A 17,127-nucleotide genomic window follows, 5' to 3' on the forward strand; every position below is an offset into this window, starting at 1 on the left:
GTGTCCTCCGTCGAGTCACCCGAACTCCGTCCGACCCTCGCCGACGTCGCGCGGGCGGCCGGGGTGTCGACCGCCACCGCGTCCCGCGTGCTCAACGGCTTTCCCCGCGTCCGGCCGAAAACGCGCAAGCAGGTCGAGTCGGCGATGTCGGAGCTGGGCTACGCCCGCCAGCGGGCCGCGCGGGCGGCGGCCGGGCCCACCGGCTCGGTCGCCATGGTGGTGTGCGAAGAAGTCCCGCGGCTGTTCGCCGATCCCTACTTCGCCCGCATCGCCGCCGGAGCCGGCAAGGCGCTGACCGGCGTCGGCCTGCAGCTGGTGCTGCTCACCGTGCCGGCGACGGAGGACTACCAGGCCCCGGTCGTCCGGTTCCTCGACGGCGGCCACGTCGACGGCGCCCTGGTCATCGGGATGCACGGCCGCCGCCCGCTCGACCTGGGCTGGCTCGGCATCCCGGTGGTGTTCGGCGGCCGTCCGGTCTGCGGCCGGGAACCCGGCCGGTACTCCTACGTCGACGTGGACAACCGCGGCGGCGCCCAGCGGGCCACCCAGCGCTTCCTGGACGCGGGCCGGCGCACGGTGGCGACCATCGCCGGGCCCCAGGACATGACCGCCGGCGTGGACCGGCTGCTCGGCTACCGGCAGGCGGTGGCGGGCGCCGGGCACGGCGACCGGGGGCTGGTGGTGTTCGGGGACTTCGGCCAGGCCTCCGGCGAGCACGCCACCGCCCGCCTGCTGGACCGCCGGCCGAACGTCGACGCCATCTTCGCCGCGTCGGACATGATGGCGGTCGGCGCGATGCGGGCGCTGCGCCGCGCGGGCCGCCGGGTGCCCGGCGACGTGGCCGTCATCGGGTTCGACGACCTGCCGATCGGCCGGCGCACGGACCCGCCGCTCACCACCGTCCGCCAGCCGATCGAAGAGATGGGCGCCCGGATGACGGGCGAGCTGCTCGCGATGCTCGGCGGCTCGGCCGGGCCCCGCTGCGCGGTGCTCGACACCGAGCTCGTCGCCCGCATTTCCGGATGAACGGGACACCTCACCACTTAAGTGTTAGCGCTAACAATGGCGCTGCGGCGCGCCGCGGTGCCCGAAGGAGGATTCGTGACCACTCGAGTCAACCCGGTGCGGGCCGTGCTGGTCCTCGCCGCCCTGGTGGCGGCCGCACTGGCCGGCGCGGTACCGGCGGCCGCGGCGCCGGCGTCGCTCACGAGCGCGGCGTCGGGCCGGTGCCTGAACGTGACGGGCGGCGTCGACACCCCGGGCACGGCGCTGGAGATCCGGGACTGCACCGGCCAGGCGAGCCAGGCCTTCGAGTTCACCGGCGCCGGCGAGCTGCGGACGCTGAACGGGACGCGGTGCGTGGACGCCTACGGCAACCGGACGGCGCCCGGGACGGAGGTGATCATCTGGTCCTGCACCGGCGGGGCGAACCAGCAGTGGCGGCAGAACGCCGACGGGACGATCACCGGCGTCCAGTCCGGGCTGTGCCTCGACGTGAACGGCGCCGGGACGGCCAACGGCACCGCGGTCATCCTGTGGACGTGCCACGGCCAGAGCAACCAGCGGTGGACGAGCGGGACCACCACCCCGCCGTCCGGCACGGGCCCGTGCGACATCTACGCGTCGGGGGGCACGCCGTGCGTCGCCGCGCACAGCACGGTCCGCGCGCTGTACGGGTCCTACAACGGGAGCCTGTACCAGGTCCGGCGCGCGTCCGACAACGCGACCCGCAACGTCGGCGTCCTGACGGCGGGCGGCGTCGCGGACGCCACGGCCCAGGACTCTTTCTGCAGCGGCACTTCCTGCGTCATCACGGTGGTCTACGACCAGTCCGGGCGCGGGAACGACCTGTGGTACCAAGGGTCGAGCGTGGTGCCGGGTTCCAGCCAGAGCAGCCCCGCGAAGGCGACCACGGAGTCGCTCGCGGTCGGCGGCAGCAAGGCGTATTCGCTGTACATCAACCCGGGCAACAGCTACTGGCGCGACGGTCACCTGACCGGCGTGCCCACCGGCAGCGCGCCCGAGGGCATGTACATGGTGACCAGCGGGACGCACGTCAACAGCGGCTGCTGCTTCGACTACGGCAACAGCGAAACGACCCGCAAGGCCGACGCGGCCGGCGCCATGGACGCGATCAACTTCGGCAAGGAGTGCTGGTTCGGCGGCTGCTCCGGAACCGGGCCGTGGGTGCAGGCCGACCTCGAGTGGGGGCTCTACCCCGGCGGCAGCCAGACGTGGAACCCGAACCAGCGGGCGTTCGGCAGCAAGTTCGTCACGGCGGTGCTGAAGAACAACGGGACGTCCCGGTTCGCGCTCAAGGGCAGCGACGCCCAGTCCGGCGGCCTCACGACGCTGTGGGACGGCGGGCTCCCGAGCGGGTACAGCCCGATGAAGAAGCAGGGAGCGATCGTCCTGGGCAGCGGCGGCGACTGCTGCAAGCCGGGCGGCGGCGCGAACCTGAGCGCGGGAACGTTCTACGAAGGGGCGATGGTCGCGGGCTATCCGTCCGACGCGACGGAGAACGCGGTCCAGGCGAACATCGTCGCGGCCGGCTACCGCTGAGGCCACCCGCCGGGGAGAACCGGACGCCCGAGCCGCTGGTGGACGGCTCGGGCGTCCGGCTGTCTCGCCGGGTGGGTGGTCGGGAGGTGGCGGGTGCCGGGGGCTGCGTAAGGGGTCAGTTCAGAATGAGTTCGCGGAGGCAGATCACGGAGCAGGCGAGGCTGAGGATGGCTTGGTGCACTCGGCTCGTCGTTCGGTGCGGATGCGTAGGCGCGGAAGTTCTTGAGCCAGGCGAAGGTGCGTTCGACGGGCCAGCGGATGGTGCCGAGGCCGGAGCCGTGGTCGGCGCCGTGTCTTGCCGACCACGCCCCGGATCGACGGGATGGCGTCGAGCAGGGAAATCAGTTGGGTGACTTCATCGCGATGGGCCGCCGGTGAGCGTGACAGCGAGCGGGGGCCGTGGGCGTCGGTGATCAGGTGGTGCTCGTAGCCAAGCTTGCGCCGGTCGACCGGGCTGGGGCCGGCGTTCTCCCCCTTTGAGGGCCCGCAGGTGGGTGGAGTCGACCAGCGCGGCGGAGAGGTCCAGCAGTCCGGCACCGGCATCGACTGGAACCGCCTTCCCACCGCGCTGTTCGGCGCCTCCTGCTGGCGACGGCTGACCGGCACGGTCGTCGGCGCGCTTGCGGCCCGGGTAGCGGAAACGCCCTGGGTGCTCGGGAAGGAGCGGCTCGAGCCGCTGCCACAGCTGGTCAGTCAGAACCTCCTCACGCACACCAAGATTCTGGAAAGGGCTGCAGTCCTGGCAAGAAGACACGCCGACTCATTCTGACTGACCCCTAAGTCATCGGCTTCGGCTGGCCCGCCGAGGGTGATCCGTGGGCCGCGACCGCCGAGGCTGCGATAGCCATCGGAGGAAAGCGAAACGCCCGAGCCATCCCATCGGAGGACGGCTCGGGCGTTCGGCTGGTCACCGTGCGGATCAGGCGCGGCTCCAGCGCTGGTTCGGCTGGCCGTTGCAGGACCACAGGATCGCGTGGGTCCCGTTGGCCGTGGCTGCCCCTTCGGCGTCCAGGCACAGTCCGGAACGGACGTTGCGCACCGAACCGTCCGCGGCGAACGTCCACCTCTGGTCGTCCTGCCCTGTGCACGGCATGCTCGTCACCCGGGCCCCGCTCGTGGCACCGCTGAGGCACTTGTCGCCGAACACCCGGATCTCGCCGTTGTCCCAAGTGGTCCACAGCTGGTTAGCCGCGGTCTGGCAGTCCCAGATCAGCGTGCCCGCCCCGGCGGCCGTCGAGGCGTTGTCGACGTCGAGGCAGCGCCCGGATGCCGTGCCGCGCAGGCGGGACGTCGTGGCCGCTCGCGGGGAACCGCCGGACACCCGGTACGCCGCGACGCCGTGCGCGGGCACGCTCGCGCTGATCGCGCCGCCGGTCGTCGACGTCGCGCCCGTCCACAGGTCGGTCAGGGTGAACGCCGAGCCGGCCAGCCCGATCTGCGCCGCGGTCGTGCTCACGGTCGTGGTCCCTCCGCCGCGGTTGAGCAGCCCGACCGCGACCGACCCGTCGGCCAGCGGCTTGGCGAACACCTCGACGTCGCCGTCGTCGCGCACCCGGCGGCCACCCGCGCCGAGCCGGTCCTGGTCGACCGCCAGCAGCCGCGGGTTGCGGAGCACGGCGCTGATGTCGGCGGACATCGTACGGATGTCGTTGCCCGCCATCAGCGGCGCGGCCATGAGGGCCCACAGGGCGAAGTGGGCGCGGGACTCGGTCAGCGTCAGCCCGGGCCGTCCGACCACGAGCATGTCCGGGTCGTTCCAGTGCCCCGGGCCGGCCTGGGCGGCGAGCGGGGCGGTGACGTCGAGGACGTTGCCCACGCCCATCGGGTAGCTGTTGGTGTTGCCGTTCTGCCAGATGTCGAGGAGGTCCTCGGTGGTGCGCCAGAGGTCGGCGACCTGGCCCCAGTCGTACTTGTCGCCGGTGATGGCGTGGTAGCTGTTGGGGTTGATGCTGTAGACGATCGGGCGGCCGGTGGCGCGCAGCGCGTCGCGCATCACCGTGAACCGGGCGACCTGCTCGTCGCGCGTGCCGGCGGGGGAGCACCAGTCGTACTTGAGGTAGTCGACGCCCCAGGAAGCGAACGTCCCGGCGTCCTGGACCTCGTGCCCGGCGCTGCCGGTCGAGCCGGGGTAGGTGCCGGTGCGCTGGGCGCAGGTGCGGTCGGTCGGCACCTGGTAGATGCCGAACTTCAGGCCCCGGCTGTGGATGTAGTCGCCCAAGGCCTTCATCCCGCTCGGGAACTTCGACGAGCTGGCGCGCAACGCGCCTTGGGAGTCGCGTTGCGGGTCGAACCAGCAGTCGTCGACGACGACGTACTGGTAGCCCGCGTCCTTCATCCCGGACGAGACCATCGCGTCGGCCGCCTGGCGGATCGCGGTTTCGCTGACGCCGCAGCCGAAGCTGTTCCAGCTGTTCCAGCCCAGTGGCGGGGTGAGCGCCGGGCTGCCGGGCGCGGCGACGCCGGTCGTCGGCACGGTGAGCACGGCCAGTGCGGTGGCCGCGGCGGTGAGCAGGTGACGCGGTCGAACGGGCATCGTCGCCCCTTTCCCGAAGTCGTCAGGCCGCGAACTGCCACCAGTTCACGTTGAACAGGTAGCCGCTGCCGCCGGTGAACCGGAGGTACAGGTCGTGCGTCCCGGTGGCTCCGGACACCGGGCAGGACACGCTCGTCCAGGTCTGCCAGCCACCGGTGCCCCCGACGGTGCAGGTGCCGACAAGGGGGCCGCCGGTGCTGTCCAGCCGCAGCTCGATCCGCCCGCCGGCCGCCGCGGAGGCGACTCGCGCGGTGAAAGACCGGGCGCCGGAACCGAAAGCGGCGCCCTTGACCTTGATCCAGTCGCCGTTCTCGAGGTAGCCGACGTTCATCCCGCCCTCGCTGGACGGCTCGGTCTCGACGCCCGACTCCCAGGCGATCGTCTCGGCTTCCTGCCGCGTGTACGGGTTCAACGTGCCCACCTGCGGCGCGCCGGTGGTGGTCATGGTGATCGTCGGGATGGAGCCGTCGGCGTTGTAGGTGAACTTCTCCACGGCCACCGAACGCGTGTAGCCGCTGCCGCCCGGCAAAGCGCCGTTGTGGTAGAAGAAGTAGGAGTTCCCGTTGAAGTCGATCAACCCCGGGTGGTTGGTGAAACTGGCGCCCTGGGTCGGCATCACCGTCCCGCGGTAGGTCCACGGCCCGGTGGGGCCGGGCGCGGTCGAATACGCGATGAACTCGGAGCAGCACCTCGCCGCGAAGACGTTGTAGTACAAGCCGTTGCGCTTGTAGACCCAGGGGCCTTCCTCGAACAGCGTCGGCCGGCTCGCGTTCCCCGTGCGCGTGCCGAACCCGGCGGTGGTGAGCGGGATCTGGGTCACCGCGCCGGAGTAGGAGATCATGTCGGGGTTCAGCTTCACGTACCACAGGTGCGGGTTGCCCCAGTACAGGTAGGCCTGCCCGTTGTCGTCGATGAACACCGTCGGGTCGAATTCGCCGTTGGCGACGAGCGGGTGCCCGAGTGCGTCGCTGAACGGCCCGGTCGGGCTGGTCGACACGGCGACGCCGATGGCCATCGCGCCGGTCGCCCGGACCGTCATCGGGACGTACCAGTAGAACTTGCCGTTCCGGTAGACCGTCTGGCCCGCCCAGGCGTTCGCGCTCGCCCAGCTGAAACTGGCGAGGTTCAACGGCGATCCGTGGTCGGTCCAGTTCACCATGTCCGCCGAGGACCACACCCGCCATTCCTTCATGGTGTAGTTCGTCGAGCCGTCCTCGTCGTGCCCGGTGTAGAGGTAGACGCGGCCGTTGTACACCAGCGGTGCCGGGTCGGCGGTGTAGATGGTCTGGACGATCGGGTTGTCCGCCACGGCCGGGGCCGGGAACAGCCCGAGAGCGCACAGCAGCACGACGACGAGGGTGGCGGCTTTCACGGGTGCTCCTTCGATGGTGGTCACCGTTGCTCGCGCTCCGAGGCCAGGCGAGGAGCAGTGTGGCACGGCGATGTTCACGCTCACAAGCAGTCGCCGCAGGGCGTGAAAGTTACACCCTCGCGCGGATGGTTCACGCTGGGATTTCCGGATATTCCCCGATTCCGTGCCCGGCAAAGGCTTGACCGTCGGCAATGCCCGAGCCTAGACAGATCGTGTTAGCGCTAACGCAATCCGGAGCCGAGGAGGCTTTCCCGACATGACCGAGTTCAGCCGTCGCACAGCACTGGGCTTGTTCACGGTCGGCGGCGCGGCGGCGGCCGGTCTCCTGCGCGCCGGGACCGCGTCGGCCACCGCGGGACCCGGCAGCTACACGCCCGCGTGGTCGTCGGTCGACCAGCACCCGCCCGCCGCGGAGTGGTTCCAGGACGCCAAGTTCGGCATCTACTTCCACTGGGGCGTCTTCAGCGTGCCGGCGTTCGGCAACGAGTGGTACCCCCGGAACATGTACATCGGCGGGTCCAGCGAGAACAACCACCACAAGGCCGTGTACGGCGACCCGTCGGCGTGGCCGTACCACAACTTCGTCAACGGGGCGCGCGACAAGGCGGGCAACTGGGTGCAGTTCGCGCCGAAGCTCAAGTCCGCGGGCGGGAACTTCGACCCGGCGGAGTGGGCGCAGCTGTTCGCCGACGCCGGCGCGAAGTTCGCCGGGCCGGTCGCCGAGCACCACGACGGCTTCTCGATGTGGAACAGCGCCGTCAACGAATGGAACTCGGTCGCCAAAGGACCGCGGCTGGACCTCGTGCGGCTGCACGCCGACGCGATCCGGGCCCGCGGCCTGAAGTTCATGGTGTCGCTGCACCACGCCTACCACTTCACCGGCTACTACGACCACGTGCCGGCGCAGTCGGACGCGAGCCTGCGCAAGCTGTACGGCCAGCTGGGCTCGGCCGCGGAAAACCAGCTCTGGTACGACAAGCTGGCCGAGGTCGTCGACGGCTACCAGCCGGACCTGCTCTGGCAGGACTTCAACCTGTCCCACGTCGACGAGTCCCGGCGGCTGGACTTCCTGGCGCACTACTACAACAAGGCCGTCGCCTGGAACAAGGACGTCGTCGCCACCTACAAGGACGGGTTCGACAACCGGGGCGAGGTCTTCGACTTCGAGCGCGGCGGGCCCGGCGACATCCAGAACCCGTACTGGCTGACCGACGACAGCATTTCCAGCTCCAGCTGGTGCTACACGACCGGCATCGGCTACTACTCGATGAAGGCGATGCTGCACGCGCTGATCGACCGCGTCAGCAAGAACGGCACCATGCTGCTCAACATCGCGCCGATGGCCGACGGCACGATCCCGTCCGGGCAGCGGACCATCCTGCTCGGCATCGGCGACTACCTCGGCCGCTTCGGCGAGTCGATCTACGCCACCCGCGCGTGGTCGGCCTTCGGCGAGGGCCCGACGCAGATGGGCGGTGGCTCGTTCACCACGCCGCGCGAGGGCACCAACCGCGACATCCGGTTCACCCGCGGCAAGGACAACACCGTCCTCTACGCCACGGTCCTGGGCTGGCCGGGCGGCACGCTGGACATCACGACGCTCGGCTCGGGCCGGATCGACCTCGGCACGCTGAAGACCGTGCAGCTGCTCGGTTCCACCGCCGGGTCGTACACCGACCTGCCCGACCGCACCCAGGACGGTTCCGGGCTGCACATCCGGATGCCGTCGGCCACCGCGCCGTTCAGCGCGCCGGCGTACGTGGTGAAGCTGGCGTTCGCCGGCCAGATCCCCGCGCTGGGCTCGGGCCCGGTTCCCACGAGCTGGGTGCGGATCGCCAACGTCACGACCGGTCTGGCGCTCGACAGCGGCGGGAACGTCGCGGCCGGGTCGGTGCTCAAGCAGTGGTCCTACGACGGCTCGGCGAACCTGCAGTGGCAGCTGGTGGACCTCGGCACCGGCTACCACCGGATCGTCAACCGCACCAACGGCATGGTCGCCGACAGCGGCGGCCGCACCGGCAACGGCGTCAACGCCGTGCAGGCCGCGTGGACCGGGAGCGACAACCAGCAGTGGCGCCTGGCCTCGCTGGGCAACGGCCGCTACCAGATCGTCAACCGGGCCACCGGCACCGCGCTCGACGGCGCGGGCAACGCCACGTCCGGCTCGGCGGTGGTCCTGTGGGCCCCGAACGGCAGCACCAACAACCAGTGGACCGTCACGGCCGTCTGAACCCCTTCGCCGGAAGAGAGAGCTGCCATGCCCCGAACCCTGCTGCGGCGGGTGCGAGCCGCGGTGGTCGCCACCGTCCTCGTGGCCGCCGGCGTCGCGGCCGGCACCGCGCCGGCCCAGGCCGCCACCTCGATCACGCTCGACGGCGGTTCGGCCGGCCGGACGTTCGACGGCGTCGGCGCGGTCAGCGGCGGGGGCGGCAACAGCCGCCTGCTGATCGACTACCCCGAGCCCCAGCGCGGCCAGATCCTCGACTACCTCTTCAAGCCGGGGTACGGCGCCGCCCTGCAGATCCTCAAGGTGGAGATGGGCGGGGACACCAACTCCACCAGCGGCGCGGAACCCAGCCACGCGCACTTCCGCGGTGATCTCGACTGCAACCGCGGGTACGAGTGGTGGATCATGGAGCAGGCCAAGGCGCGCAACCCCGGCATCAAGCTCGTGGGCCTGCCGTGGGGCGCGCCGGGCTGGATCGGCAACGGCACGTTCTTCTCCAACGACCTGACCGATTACTACCTTTCGTGGCTCGGGTGCGCGAAGCAGCACGGGCTGACCATCGACTACCTCACGACCGTCCAGAACGAGAAGCAGTGGAGCGCCGACTGGACCGTTACGATCCGCAACGCGCTCAACGCCAACGGGTACAACGCCGTCAAGCTCATCTCCGGCGACTCGTGGCCGGGGGACTGGGGGCCCGCGAGCGCGATCTCGACGAACACGGCCTACCGCACCGCGACCGACGTGCTCAGCGCCCACTACACGTGCGGCTACCTCAGCGCGCAGACGTCGTGCAGCGTCCCGTCCAGCGTCACGAACACGGGTAAAACGCTGTGGTCCAGCGAGAACGGTTCGCAGGACTACAACGACGGCGCCAAGCCGCTGGCCCGCGGCATCAACCGCGTCTACCTCGACGGCAAGATGACCGCGTACCTCAACTGGGACCTCATCGCCGCCACCACGCCGAACATCCCGTGGCCGACCGTCGGGCTGGTGCTGGCCAACCAGCCGTGGTCGGGCTCCTACTCGGTCGGCAAGGACACGTGGGCGCTGGCGCACACCACGCAGTTCACCGCGCCCGGCTGGAAGTACCTCGACGCCTCGAGCGGGTACCTCGGCGGCAACCGCGCCAACGGCAGCTACGTGTCCTTGAGGTCCCCGAACACCGGTGACCACAGCACGATCATCGAGACGATGGACGCCACTTCGGCCCAGACGCTGAACTTCACGACCACCGGCGGGCTGTCCACCGGCCAGGTTCACGTGTGGGCGACCAACCTGAACTCGAACAACCCGGCCGACCACTTCGTGCACACGGCCGACATCACGCCGTCCGGCGGCGCGTTCTCCCTGACCGCCCAGCCCGGCTACCTGTACACGGTCACGACGACCACCGGGCAGGGCAAGGGCACCGCGGCCGGCCCGTCCCAGGGTTCGCTGAACCTGCCCTACAGCGACGACTTCGACGGCTACGCGACCGGCAAGGAAGCCAAGTACCTGATGGACATGGAGGGCGCGTTCGAGACGTCGTCCTGCGGCGCCGGGCGCGCCGGCACCTGCGTGCGCCAAGCCGCGCCCCAGAAGGCGATCCCGTGGAAGAAGACGACCGATCCGTACGCGTTGCTGGGCAACGTCGCCTGGAGCACCTACACGGTCAACGTGGACGTGCTGCTGGAAAAGCCGGGGTACGTCCAGCTGCTCGGCCGCGTCGGCTCGCAGGACACGGGCAACCAGGGCGCGGTCAACGCGTACTACCTGCGGATCAGCGACACCGGCGCGTGGTCGATCCAGCGCAACAACACCAGCCAGCAGGTCACGACGCTGCGCAGCGGCACGACGGCCGCGCTGGGCACCAACCGGTGGCACAAGCTGGCGCTGGGCTTCTCCGGCAGCACCATCACCGCTTCGGCCGACGGCGTCGTGCTCGGGACGGTCACCGACACCACCTTCGCGGCCGGCCAGGTCGGCATCGGCACCAGCCAGGGGGAGACCGCCCAGTTCGACAACCTGGCCGTGACGGGCTCGGGTGGCGGGTCGACGTCGGTGCTGCGCAACACCGGTTCGGGCCGCTGCCTCGACGTCCCGAACGTGTCGCAGGCCAACGGCACCCAGGTGGCGCTGTGGGACTGCAACGGCGGGAGCAACCAGCAGTGGACGCTGACGTCCGGCAAGCAGCTGCTGGTGTACGGCGGCAAGTGCCTCGACGCCGAAGGCGCCGCCACCACCCCCGGCACCCGGGCGATCATCTGGGACTGCACGGGCGGCGCCAACCAGCAGTGGACCACCAACACCGACGGCACGATCACCGGAGTCGCGTCCGGACTGTGCCTCGCCCCGAGCGGCGGCACGGCGAACAGCACGCCGGTGACCCTGCAGACCTGCGTGGCCGGCGGCTCCCAGCAGTGGACCCGGAGCTAGCGGCGGCCCGGCCGGCGCGTCAACGACGTTCGGACGGTGGGGCGGTCGAGTCGCGGACGGTGAGGCTGACGTCCAAGGTGACCGGACGGCGCGGCCGGGTCCGCTGCTCGATCGCCTCCACCAGCATCGCCACCGCCGTCGCGCCCTTGCGGCCGATGTCCTGGGCGACCGTCGTCAGCTTCGGTGTCACGTACTCGCTGAACTCCAGGTCGTCGAAGCCGACCACCGAGACGTCCCGGGGGATCACCGCGCCCGCCGCGGTCAGGCCCTCCATGATCCCGACCGCCAGGATGTCCGCCGTCGCGAACACCGCCGTGGCCGTCGGGTGCCGCCGGAGCAGCGTCGAACCGCACTCGACCCCCTCGGCGTGCGTCGTGTTGACGACCTCGACCAGGGACGGGTCCCAGGTGACCCCCGCCTCGGTGAACGCCGCGCGGAAGCCCTCGAACCGCTCGTGGACCACCCCGGCCCGGCCGAACGACGGACCCGCGAACACGATCTCCCGGTGACCCAGTGAGAGAAGGTGCGCGGCGGCCAGGCGCGCGCCGACGAAGTCATCCGAACGGGGGCCCGTCGTGAGGCGGTTGCGGGAGTAGCTGTCGATCGCCACCATCGGGACCGGGCCCGCCGTCGCTTTCGTCAGCTTGTCGATCTGCTCGTCCACGAACCCCAGCAGGATCGCGCCGTCGAGGCTCCACGAATGCAGCGCCTCGGTCACCTCCTCCAGCCGCGCGATGCCGCGGAGCAGCAAGTGGTAGCCCGACTTGCGCAGCGCCCGCTCGACGTGGCCGGCGATCGCCATGTGGTGGGGGCTGATCATCAGGCTGTCGTCGTCGGCCGCGGGGACCAGCAGGCCGATCAGCTTCGACGAGCTGCTCGCCAGGCTGCGGGCCGACGCGCTCGGCACGTACCCCATGTCCGCGGCGATCCGGTGCACGCGCTCGCGGGTGGCGGCCGACACCCGCGCCGCCTTGCCGTTCATCACGTTCGACACGGTCATCATGCTGACGCCCGCCTCTTCGGCGACCTCTCGCAGTGTGACCCGCACGCGCACCGTCCTTCCCGGCTCGAGTGTTGACAGCGTATCAAGCGCACATTACCGTCCTGCCATCAGGTATAGCGCTAAACCCTTCAAGGGGGACCGTTGACGACCCTCAGCTCACCGACCGTGGCCGCGCCGCCGGACACCACCCGGGACCGGTGGTGGCGCACCGCCGTCGTGTACCAGGTTTACCCGCGCAGCTTCGCCGACGGCGACGGCGACGGCACCGGCGACCTCGCCGGCGTCCGGTCCCGCCTGCCGTACCTGGCCTCGCTCGGCGTCGACGCCCTGTGGTTCACGCCGTGGTACGCCTCGCCGCTGGCCGACGGCGGGTACGACGTCGCCGACTACCGGGCGATCGACCCCGCCTTCGGCACGCTCGCCGAGGCCGAAGCGCTCATCTCCGAGGCGCGCGAGCACGGCATCCGGACCATTGTGGACGTCGTCCCGAACCACGTCTCGGACCGGCACGCGTGGTTCACCGAAGCGGTGGCCGCCGGGCCGGGATCACCGCAGCGGCAACGGTTCTGGTTCCGCGAGGGCCGGGGCGAAGGCGGCGAGCTGCCGCCGACCGACTGGCCCTCGACGTTCGGCGGCCCGGCCTGGACCCGGGTGACGGAACCGGACGGCCGGCCGGGGGAGTGGTACCTGCACCTGTTCGCCTCGGAGCAGCCCGACCTCAACTGGAGCCACCCGGAGGTGCGGCGCGAGCACGAGGACGTCCTGTGCTTCTGGTTCGACCGCGGCGTCGCCGGCGTGCGGATCGACTCCGCGACCATGCCGGTCAAGGACCCCGCGCTGCCGGAGCTGGACGAAGGGGGTCCGCACCCGTTCGTCGACCGCGACGAGGTGCACCAGATCTACCGCTCCTGGCGCGCCGTCGCCGACTCCTACCCCGAAAAGCGCGTGCTGATCGGCGAAGTGTGGCTGGACGACGCGGCCCGGTTCGCCCGCTACCTGCGCCCGGACGAGATGCACAGCGCCTTCAACTTCGACTTCATGCGCCGCCCGTGGGACGCCGGGCAGCTGCGGGAGTCGATCACCGAGACCCTCGCCAGCCACCGGCCGGTCCAGGCGGCGCCGACGTGGGTGCTGTCCAACCACGACGTCACCCGGCCCGTCACCCGCTACGGCCGCGAGGACAGCTCGTTCCTGCACGCCCGCACGTTCGACGTCCCGACGGACCTCGCGCTCGGCCACCGCCGGGCGCGCGCCGCGGCACTGCTGTCCGCGGCCCTGCCCGGATCCCTCTACATCTACCAGGGTGACGAGCTCGGGCTGCCCGAAGTGGACGATCTGCCGGCCGAAGCCCGCCAGGACCCGGTCTTCCACCGCACCGGGGGCACCGACCCCGGCCGCGACGGCTGCCGCGTCCCGTTGCCGTGGAACGAATCCGGCGCCACCCACGGCTTCAGCGTCGACCCTCACGCGACGGCGTGGCTGCCCCAGCCGCCGGAGTGGGCCGGGCTTTCGGTGCAGAGCCAGGAGAAATCGCCGACGTCGATGCTGACGCTCTACCGCGCTGCCCTCGAACTGCGCCGCACGACCCCGGCGCTGACCGGCGAGGAGTTCGCCTGGCTGGACACCCCCGAGGGCGTGCTCGGTTTCCACCGCGGCGACGACTTCGCCTGCCTGGTCAACTTCACCGCCGAACCCCAGCCGCTGCCGGAGGCAGAGGTCCTGCTGAGCAGCGGCGCGCTCGACCGCGGGCTGCTGCCCGCCGACACCGCCGTCTGGCTGCGCCTTCGGAACTAAGGAGGGACAAGGATGTCCTCGAAAACCTTCGCCACCGTCCTCACCGCCGCACTCGGCCTGACGGTGCTCGCGGCCTGCGGCACCGACAGCGGCGGGGACACCACCGCCGACGGGAAGACCGTCGTCAAGGTCGCCCTCGAGCCCGGCCAGGACAAGAGCGCCGTCGACGCGTTCAACGCCCGCGTCGCGCAGTTCGAGCAGGCGAACCCCGGGATCGACCTGGTCGTCCAGGAGTTCAAGTGGGACCCGACCAAGTTCACGGCGCAGCTGGCCGGCGGCACGCTGCCGGACGTCGTCACCGTCCCGTTCACCGACGGGCGCGGCCTGATCGAGCGCCACCAGATCGCCGACATCAGCGGCGACGTCGCCCAGCTGCCCTACGCGGGGAAGTTCAACCCCGAGGTCGCGAAGACGGGCCAGGACGCGTCGGGCAAGCAGGAAGCGATCCCGATCGCGGCTTACACGCAGGCGTTGCACTACAACCGCACGCTGTTCGAACAAGCGGGCCTCGACCCGGACCGGCCACCGTCCACTTGGGACGAAGTGCGCGCCGATGCGAAGCGGATCGCCGAGCGCACCGGCGCCGCCGGCTACGCCCAGATGACCAAGGACAACACCGGCGGCTGGATCCTCGTCACCCAGGACTACGCGTTCGGCGGCCGCACCGAGAAGCTCGACGGCGGCAAGGCCACCGCCACCCTCGACACTCCGCAGCTGCGGCAGGTGCTGCAGAACCTGCGCGCGATGCGCTGGGACGACAACAGCATGGGCGCGAACTTCCTCTACGACTGGAACGGCATCAACCAGGACTTCGCCGCCGGCCGGATCGGCATGTACGTCTCCGGCGGCGGCAACTACAAGGACCTCCTGGCCCAGAACGCGATCAAACCCGCCGACTACGGCGTGACCGCGCTGCCGCTCACCGGCCCGGACGCCGGCGCCCTCGGCGGCGGCACCCTGGCCGTCGTGAACGTCAAGGCGTCGAAGAAGACCCAATCGGCCGCGGTGAAGTGGATCGACTTCTACTACCTGCGCAAGCTGACCGACCAGGCCGCGGCGCAGGCCGACGCGAAGACCGACGCGGACGCCAAGCAGGCGGTCGGCTCGCCCGAGCTGCCGGTGTTCGACAAGGCGACCTACGACGAGCGGCTGCGGTGGATCGGCCAGTACGTCAACGTCCCGCTGCCGCAGATGACGCCCTACACCACCAAGATGTTCGACCAGCCGCTGCTGCCCGAGCCCACCCGCGCGACCCAGAAGGTCTACGGCGTGCTGGACACCGTGGTCCAGAAGGTCCTCACCGACCGGGGTGCCGACGTCAACGCGCTGCTCGCGGACGCCCAGACCCAGGCCCAGGCTCTGCTGGACCGGTCGTGACGACCGCGGCGCCACCCCGGATCAAGACGCCCGCGCCGGCCCGGGAGCGCGCCGGCCGGCCCCGGCGGACGCCGCTGCGGTGGGCGCGCCGCGGCGGCCTCGCCCCGGTGCTGTTCCTCCTGCCGGCGTTGTTCGTCTTCGGGCTCTTCGCCTGGCTGCCCATCGGCGAGTCCGCCCTGATGAGCTTCCAGCGGACGAACCTCGTCACCGCGCCGGAGTTCGTCGGCCTGGACAACTACCGGACCGTGCTGAGCGACCCGATGTTCTGGACCGCCGTCGGCAACACCGGCCTGTTCGCCCTGCTGGCGCTGCTGATCGGCTACCCGGTCCCGCTCGCGCTGGCCGTCCTGATGAGCGAGGTCCGGAAGGCGCGCGGCCTGTTCAGCGCGCTGGCCTACCTGCCGGTGGTGATCCCGCCGGTGGTGGCCGTGCTGCTGTGGAAGGTGTTCTACGACGCCGGCCCGGACGGCCTGTTCAACAAGATCCTCGGCCTGGTCGGCGTCGGCCCGGTGCCGTGGCTGCAGTCCGCGTCGACCGCGATGGGGTCACTCGTCATCGAAGCGACGTGGGCCGCGGCGGGCAGCACCGTGATCATCTACCTCGCCGCGCTCACCAGCGTCCCGCCGGAGCTGTACGAAGCCGCCGAACTCGACGGCGCCGGCATCCGCGGCAAGGTCCGGCACGTCACCCTCCCGCACCTGCGCGGGGTGCTGCTGACGACGTTCATCCTGCAGATCATCGGCACCACGCAGGTGTTCCTCGAGCCGTTCCTGTTCACCGGCGGCGGCCCGGCGCACGCGACCACGACGATCCTGCTGCTCATCTACAACTACGCCTTCGCCGACAGCCTCGGCGGCGACTACGGCGCGGCCACGGCACTCAGCGTCCTGCTCGCCGGGACCCTCGCGGTGTTCTCCGCCGTGTTCCTGCGGCTGACCCGGTCCTGGAGCACGTCATGAGCGACCGCGGGCTGATCGCCCCGACGGAATGGCGCCGCCCGGGCGTCCGGCGGCTCACCCGGACCCTGCAAGGCGCGTTGCTGGCCGCGTTGTTCGCGGCCGGTCTCGGCCCGCTGCTGTGGCTGGCCAAGGCGGCGGTCACGCCCACGCAGGACACCCTGCGCAACCCGCTCGCGCTGTGGCCGAACGGCCTCGACTTCGCCAACCTGGCGACGGCGTGGACCCGCGTCGAAGTCGGCAAGTACTTCCTCAACACGATCTGGGTGGCGCTCGGCGCGTGGCTGGTCCAGCTGCTCGTCGCCACGACCACCGGGTACGCCCTCGCCGTGCTGAAACCGCGCTACCACAAGGTGGTCACCGCGATCGTGCTGGCGACGCTGTTCGTCCCGTCGGTCGTGTTGCTCGTGCCGCTGTACCTGAGCATGGTCGACCTGTCGCTGATCAACACGTTCTGGGCGGTGTGGCTGCCGTCCGGGGCCAACGCGTTCAACGTCGTCCTCGTGCAACGGTTCTTCGCGAACCTGCCGCGTGAGGTGTTCGAAGCGGCCCGGGTGGACGGCGCCGGACCGGTGCGTATCTTCGTCTCGGTCGTGCTGCCGATGTCGAAACCGATCCTCGGCGTGGTCTCGGTGTTCGCCGTCATCGCGTCCTGGAAGGACTTCCTCTGGCCGATGCTGGTCCTGCCCGACCCGGCGGTGCAGCCGCTGTCGGTGCGGCTGCCGGCGTTGCAGACCTTCGTCGAGCTCGACGTCTTCCTCGCCGCGCTGGCCATCGCCACGGTCATCCCGGTGGCCCTGTTCCTCGTGTTCCAGCGCCTGGTGCTGCGCGGCGACGCACTCAGCGGCGCGGTCAAAGGCTGACCCCACCAGTCCCCTTTCAGGA

The 17,127-nt window shown here is 70.8% G+C and carries 11 protein-coding genes and 1 pseudogene; 8 read left to right on the forward strand and 4 right to left on the reverse strand.

The window, feature by feature from the left end:
* A complete protein-coding gene (locus ACIRSS_RS06710; RefSeq protein WP_400891413.1) occupies positions 1-1,026 on the forward strand; it encodes a LacI family DNA-binding transcriptional regulator in 1,026 nt (341 codons plus the stop codon).
* A 75-nt stretch (positions 1,027-1,101) separates the two neighbouring features.
* The gene (locus ACIRSS_RS06715) at positions 1,102-2,562 is read left to right on the forward strand and encodes an arabinofuranosidase catalytic domain-containing protein (protein ID WP_400891416.1); all 1,461 of its coding nucleotides are present in this window, start codon (positions 1,102-1,104) and stop codon (positions 2,560-2,562) included.
* 115 nt (positions 2,563-2,677) lie between these two features.
* On the opposite strand, the pseudogene ACIRSS_RS06720 reads toward ACIRSS_RS06715, so the two are convergent.
* The 3 genes and pseudogenes from ACIRSS_RS06720 to ACIRSS_RS06730 form a co-directional block, all read right to left on the reverse strand.
* A pseudogene (locus tag ACIRSS_RS06720) lies at positions 2,678-3,274 on the reverse strand (transposase).
* A gap of 207 nt (positions 3,275-3,481) precedes the next feature.
* Positions 3,482-5,095, reverse strand: coding sequence for a glycoside hydrolase family 27 protein (locus ACIRSS_RS06725; protein WP_400891418.1), 1,614 nt, complete (start codon positions 5,093-5,095; stop codon positions 3,482-3,484).
* A 22-nt stretch (positions 5,096-5,117) separates the two neighbouring features.
* Complete coding sequence (locus ACIRSS_RS06730) at positions 5,118-6,467, reverse strand: glycoside hydrolase family 43 protein (RefSeq protein ID WP_400891420.1); 1,350 nt, start codon at positions 6,465-6,467, stop codon at positions 5,118-5,120.
* A gap of 256 nt (positions 6,468-6,723) precedes the next feature.
* Between ACIRSS_RS06730 and ACIRSS_RS06735 the strand changes: the two genes are divergently transcribed.
* Both ACIRSS_RS06735 and ACIRSS_RS06740 read left to right on the forward strand, forming a co-directional pair.
* Positions 6,724-8,697: an alpha-L-fucosidase gene (locus ACIRSS_RS06735; RefSeq protein ID WP_400891422.1), complete on the forward strand. Its 1,974-nt coding sequence runs from the start codon at positions 6,724-6,726 to the stop codon at positions 8,695-8,697.
* Positions 8,698-8,724: 27 nt separating this feature from the next.
* Entirely contained in the window at positions 8,725-11,112 is a 2,388-nt protein-coding gene (locus ACIRSS_RS06740; RefSeq protein WP_400891424.1) for a ricin-type beta-trefoil lectin domain protein, read from the forward strand.
* 19 nt (positions 11,113-11,131) lie between these two features.
* Here ACIRSS_RS06740 and ACIRSS_RS06745 read toward each other — a convergent pair whose 3' ends face one another.
* Entirely contained in the window at positions 11,132-12,160 is a 1,029-nt protein-coding gene (locus ACIRSS_RS06745) for a LacI family DNA-binding transcriptional regulator (protein WP_400891426.1), read from the reverse strand.
* 96 nt (positions 12,161-12,256) lie between these two features.
* Between ACIRSS_RS06745 and ACIRSS_RS06750 the strand changes: the two genes are divergently transcribed.
* The 4 genes from ACIRSS_RS06750 to ACIRSS_RS06765 are packed head-to-tail and all read left to right on the forward strand — an operon-like array spanning position 12,257 to position 17,105.
* Complete coding sequence (locus ACIRSS_RS06750; RefSeq protein WP_400891428.1) at positions 12,257-13,909, forward strand: glycoside hydrolase family 13 protein; 1,653 nt, start codon at positions 12,257-12,259, stop codon at positions 13,907-13,909.
* Between the two features lie 12 nt (positions 13,910-13,921).
* Positions 13,922-15,286 carry an ABC transporter substrate-binding protein gene (locus tag ACIRSS_RS06755; RefSeq protein ID WP_400891429.1) on the forward strand — a complete coding sequence of 455 codons (1,365 nt, stop codon included), beginning with the start codon at positions 13,922-13,924 and terminating at the stop codon, positions 15,284-15,286.
* Positions 15,283-16,245, forward strand: coding sequence for a carbohydrate ABC transporter permease (locus tag ACIRSS_RS06760; protein WP_400891431.1), 963 nt, complete (start codon positions 15,283-15,285; stop codon positions 16,243-16,245). The genes ACIRSS_RS06755 and ACIRSS_RS06760 overlap by 4 nt, the downstream gene beginning before the upstream one ends.
* A complete protein-coding gene (locus ACIRSS_RS06765; RefSeq protein WP_400891433.1) occupies positions 16,242-17,105 on the forward strand; it encodes a carbohydrate ABC transporter permease in 864 nt (287 codons plus the stop codon). The genes ACIRSS_RS06760 and ACIRSS_RS06765 overlap by 4 nt, the downstream gene beginning before the upstream one ends.
* The last annotated feature ends 22 nt before the right edge of the window (positions 17,106-17,127 follow it).

The organism is Amycolatopsis sp. NPDC101161, assembly GCF_044768185.1.
Lineage (GTDB): Bacteria > Actinomycetota > Actinomycetes > Mycobacteriales > Pseudonocardiaceae > Amycolatopsis.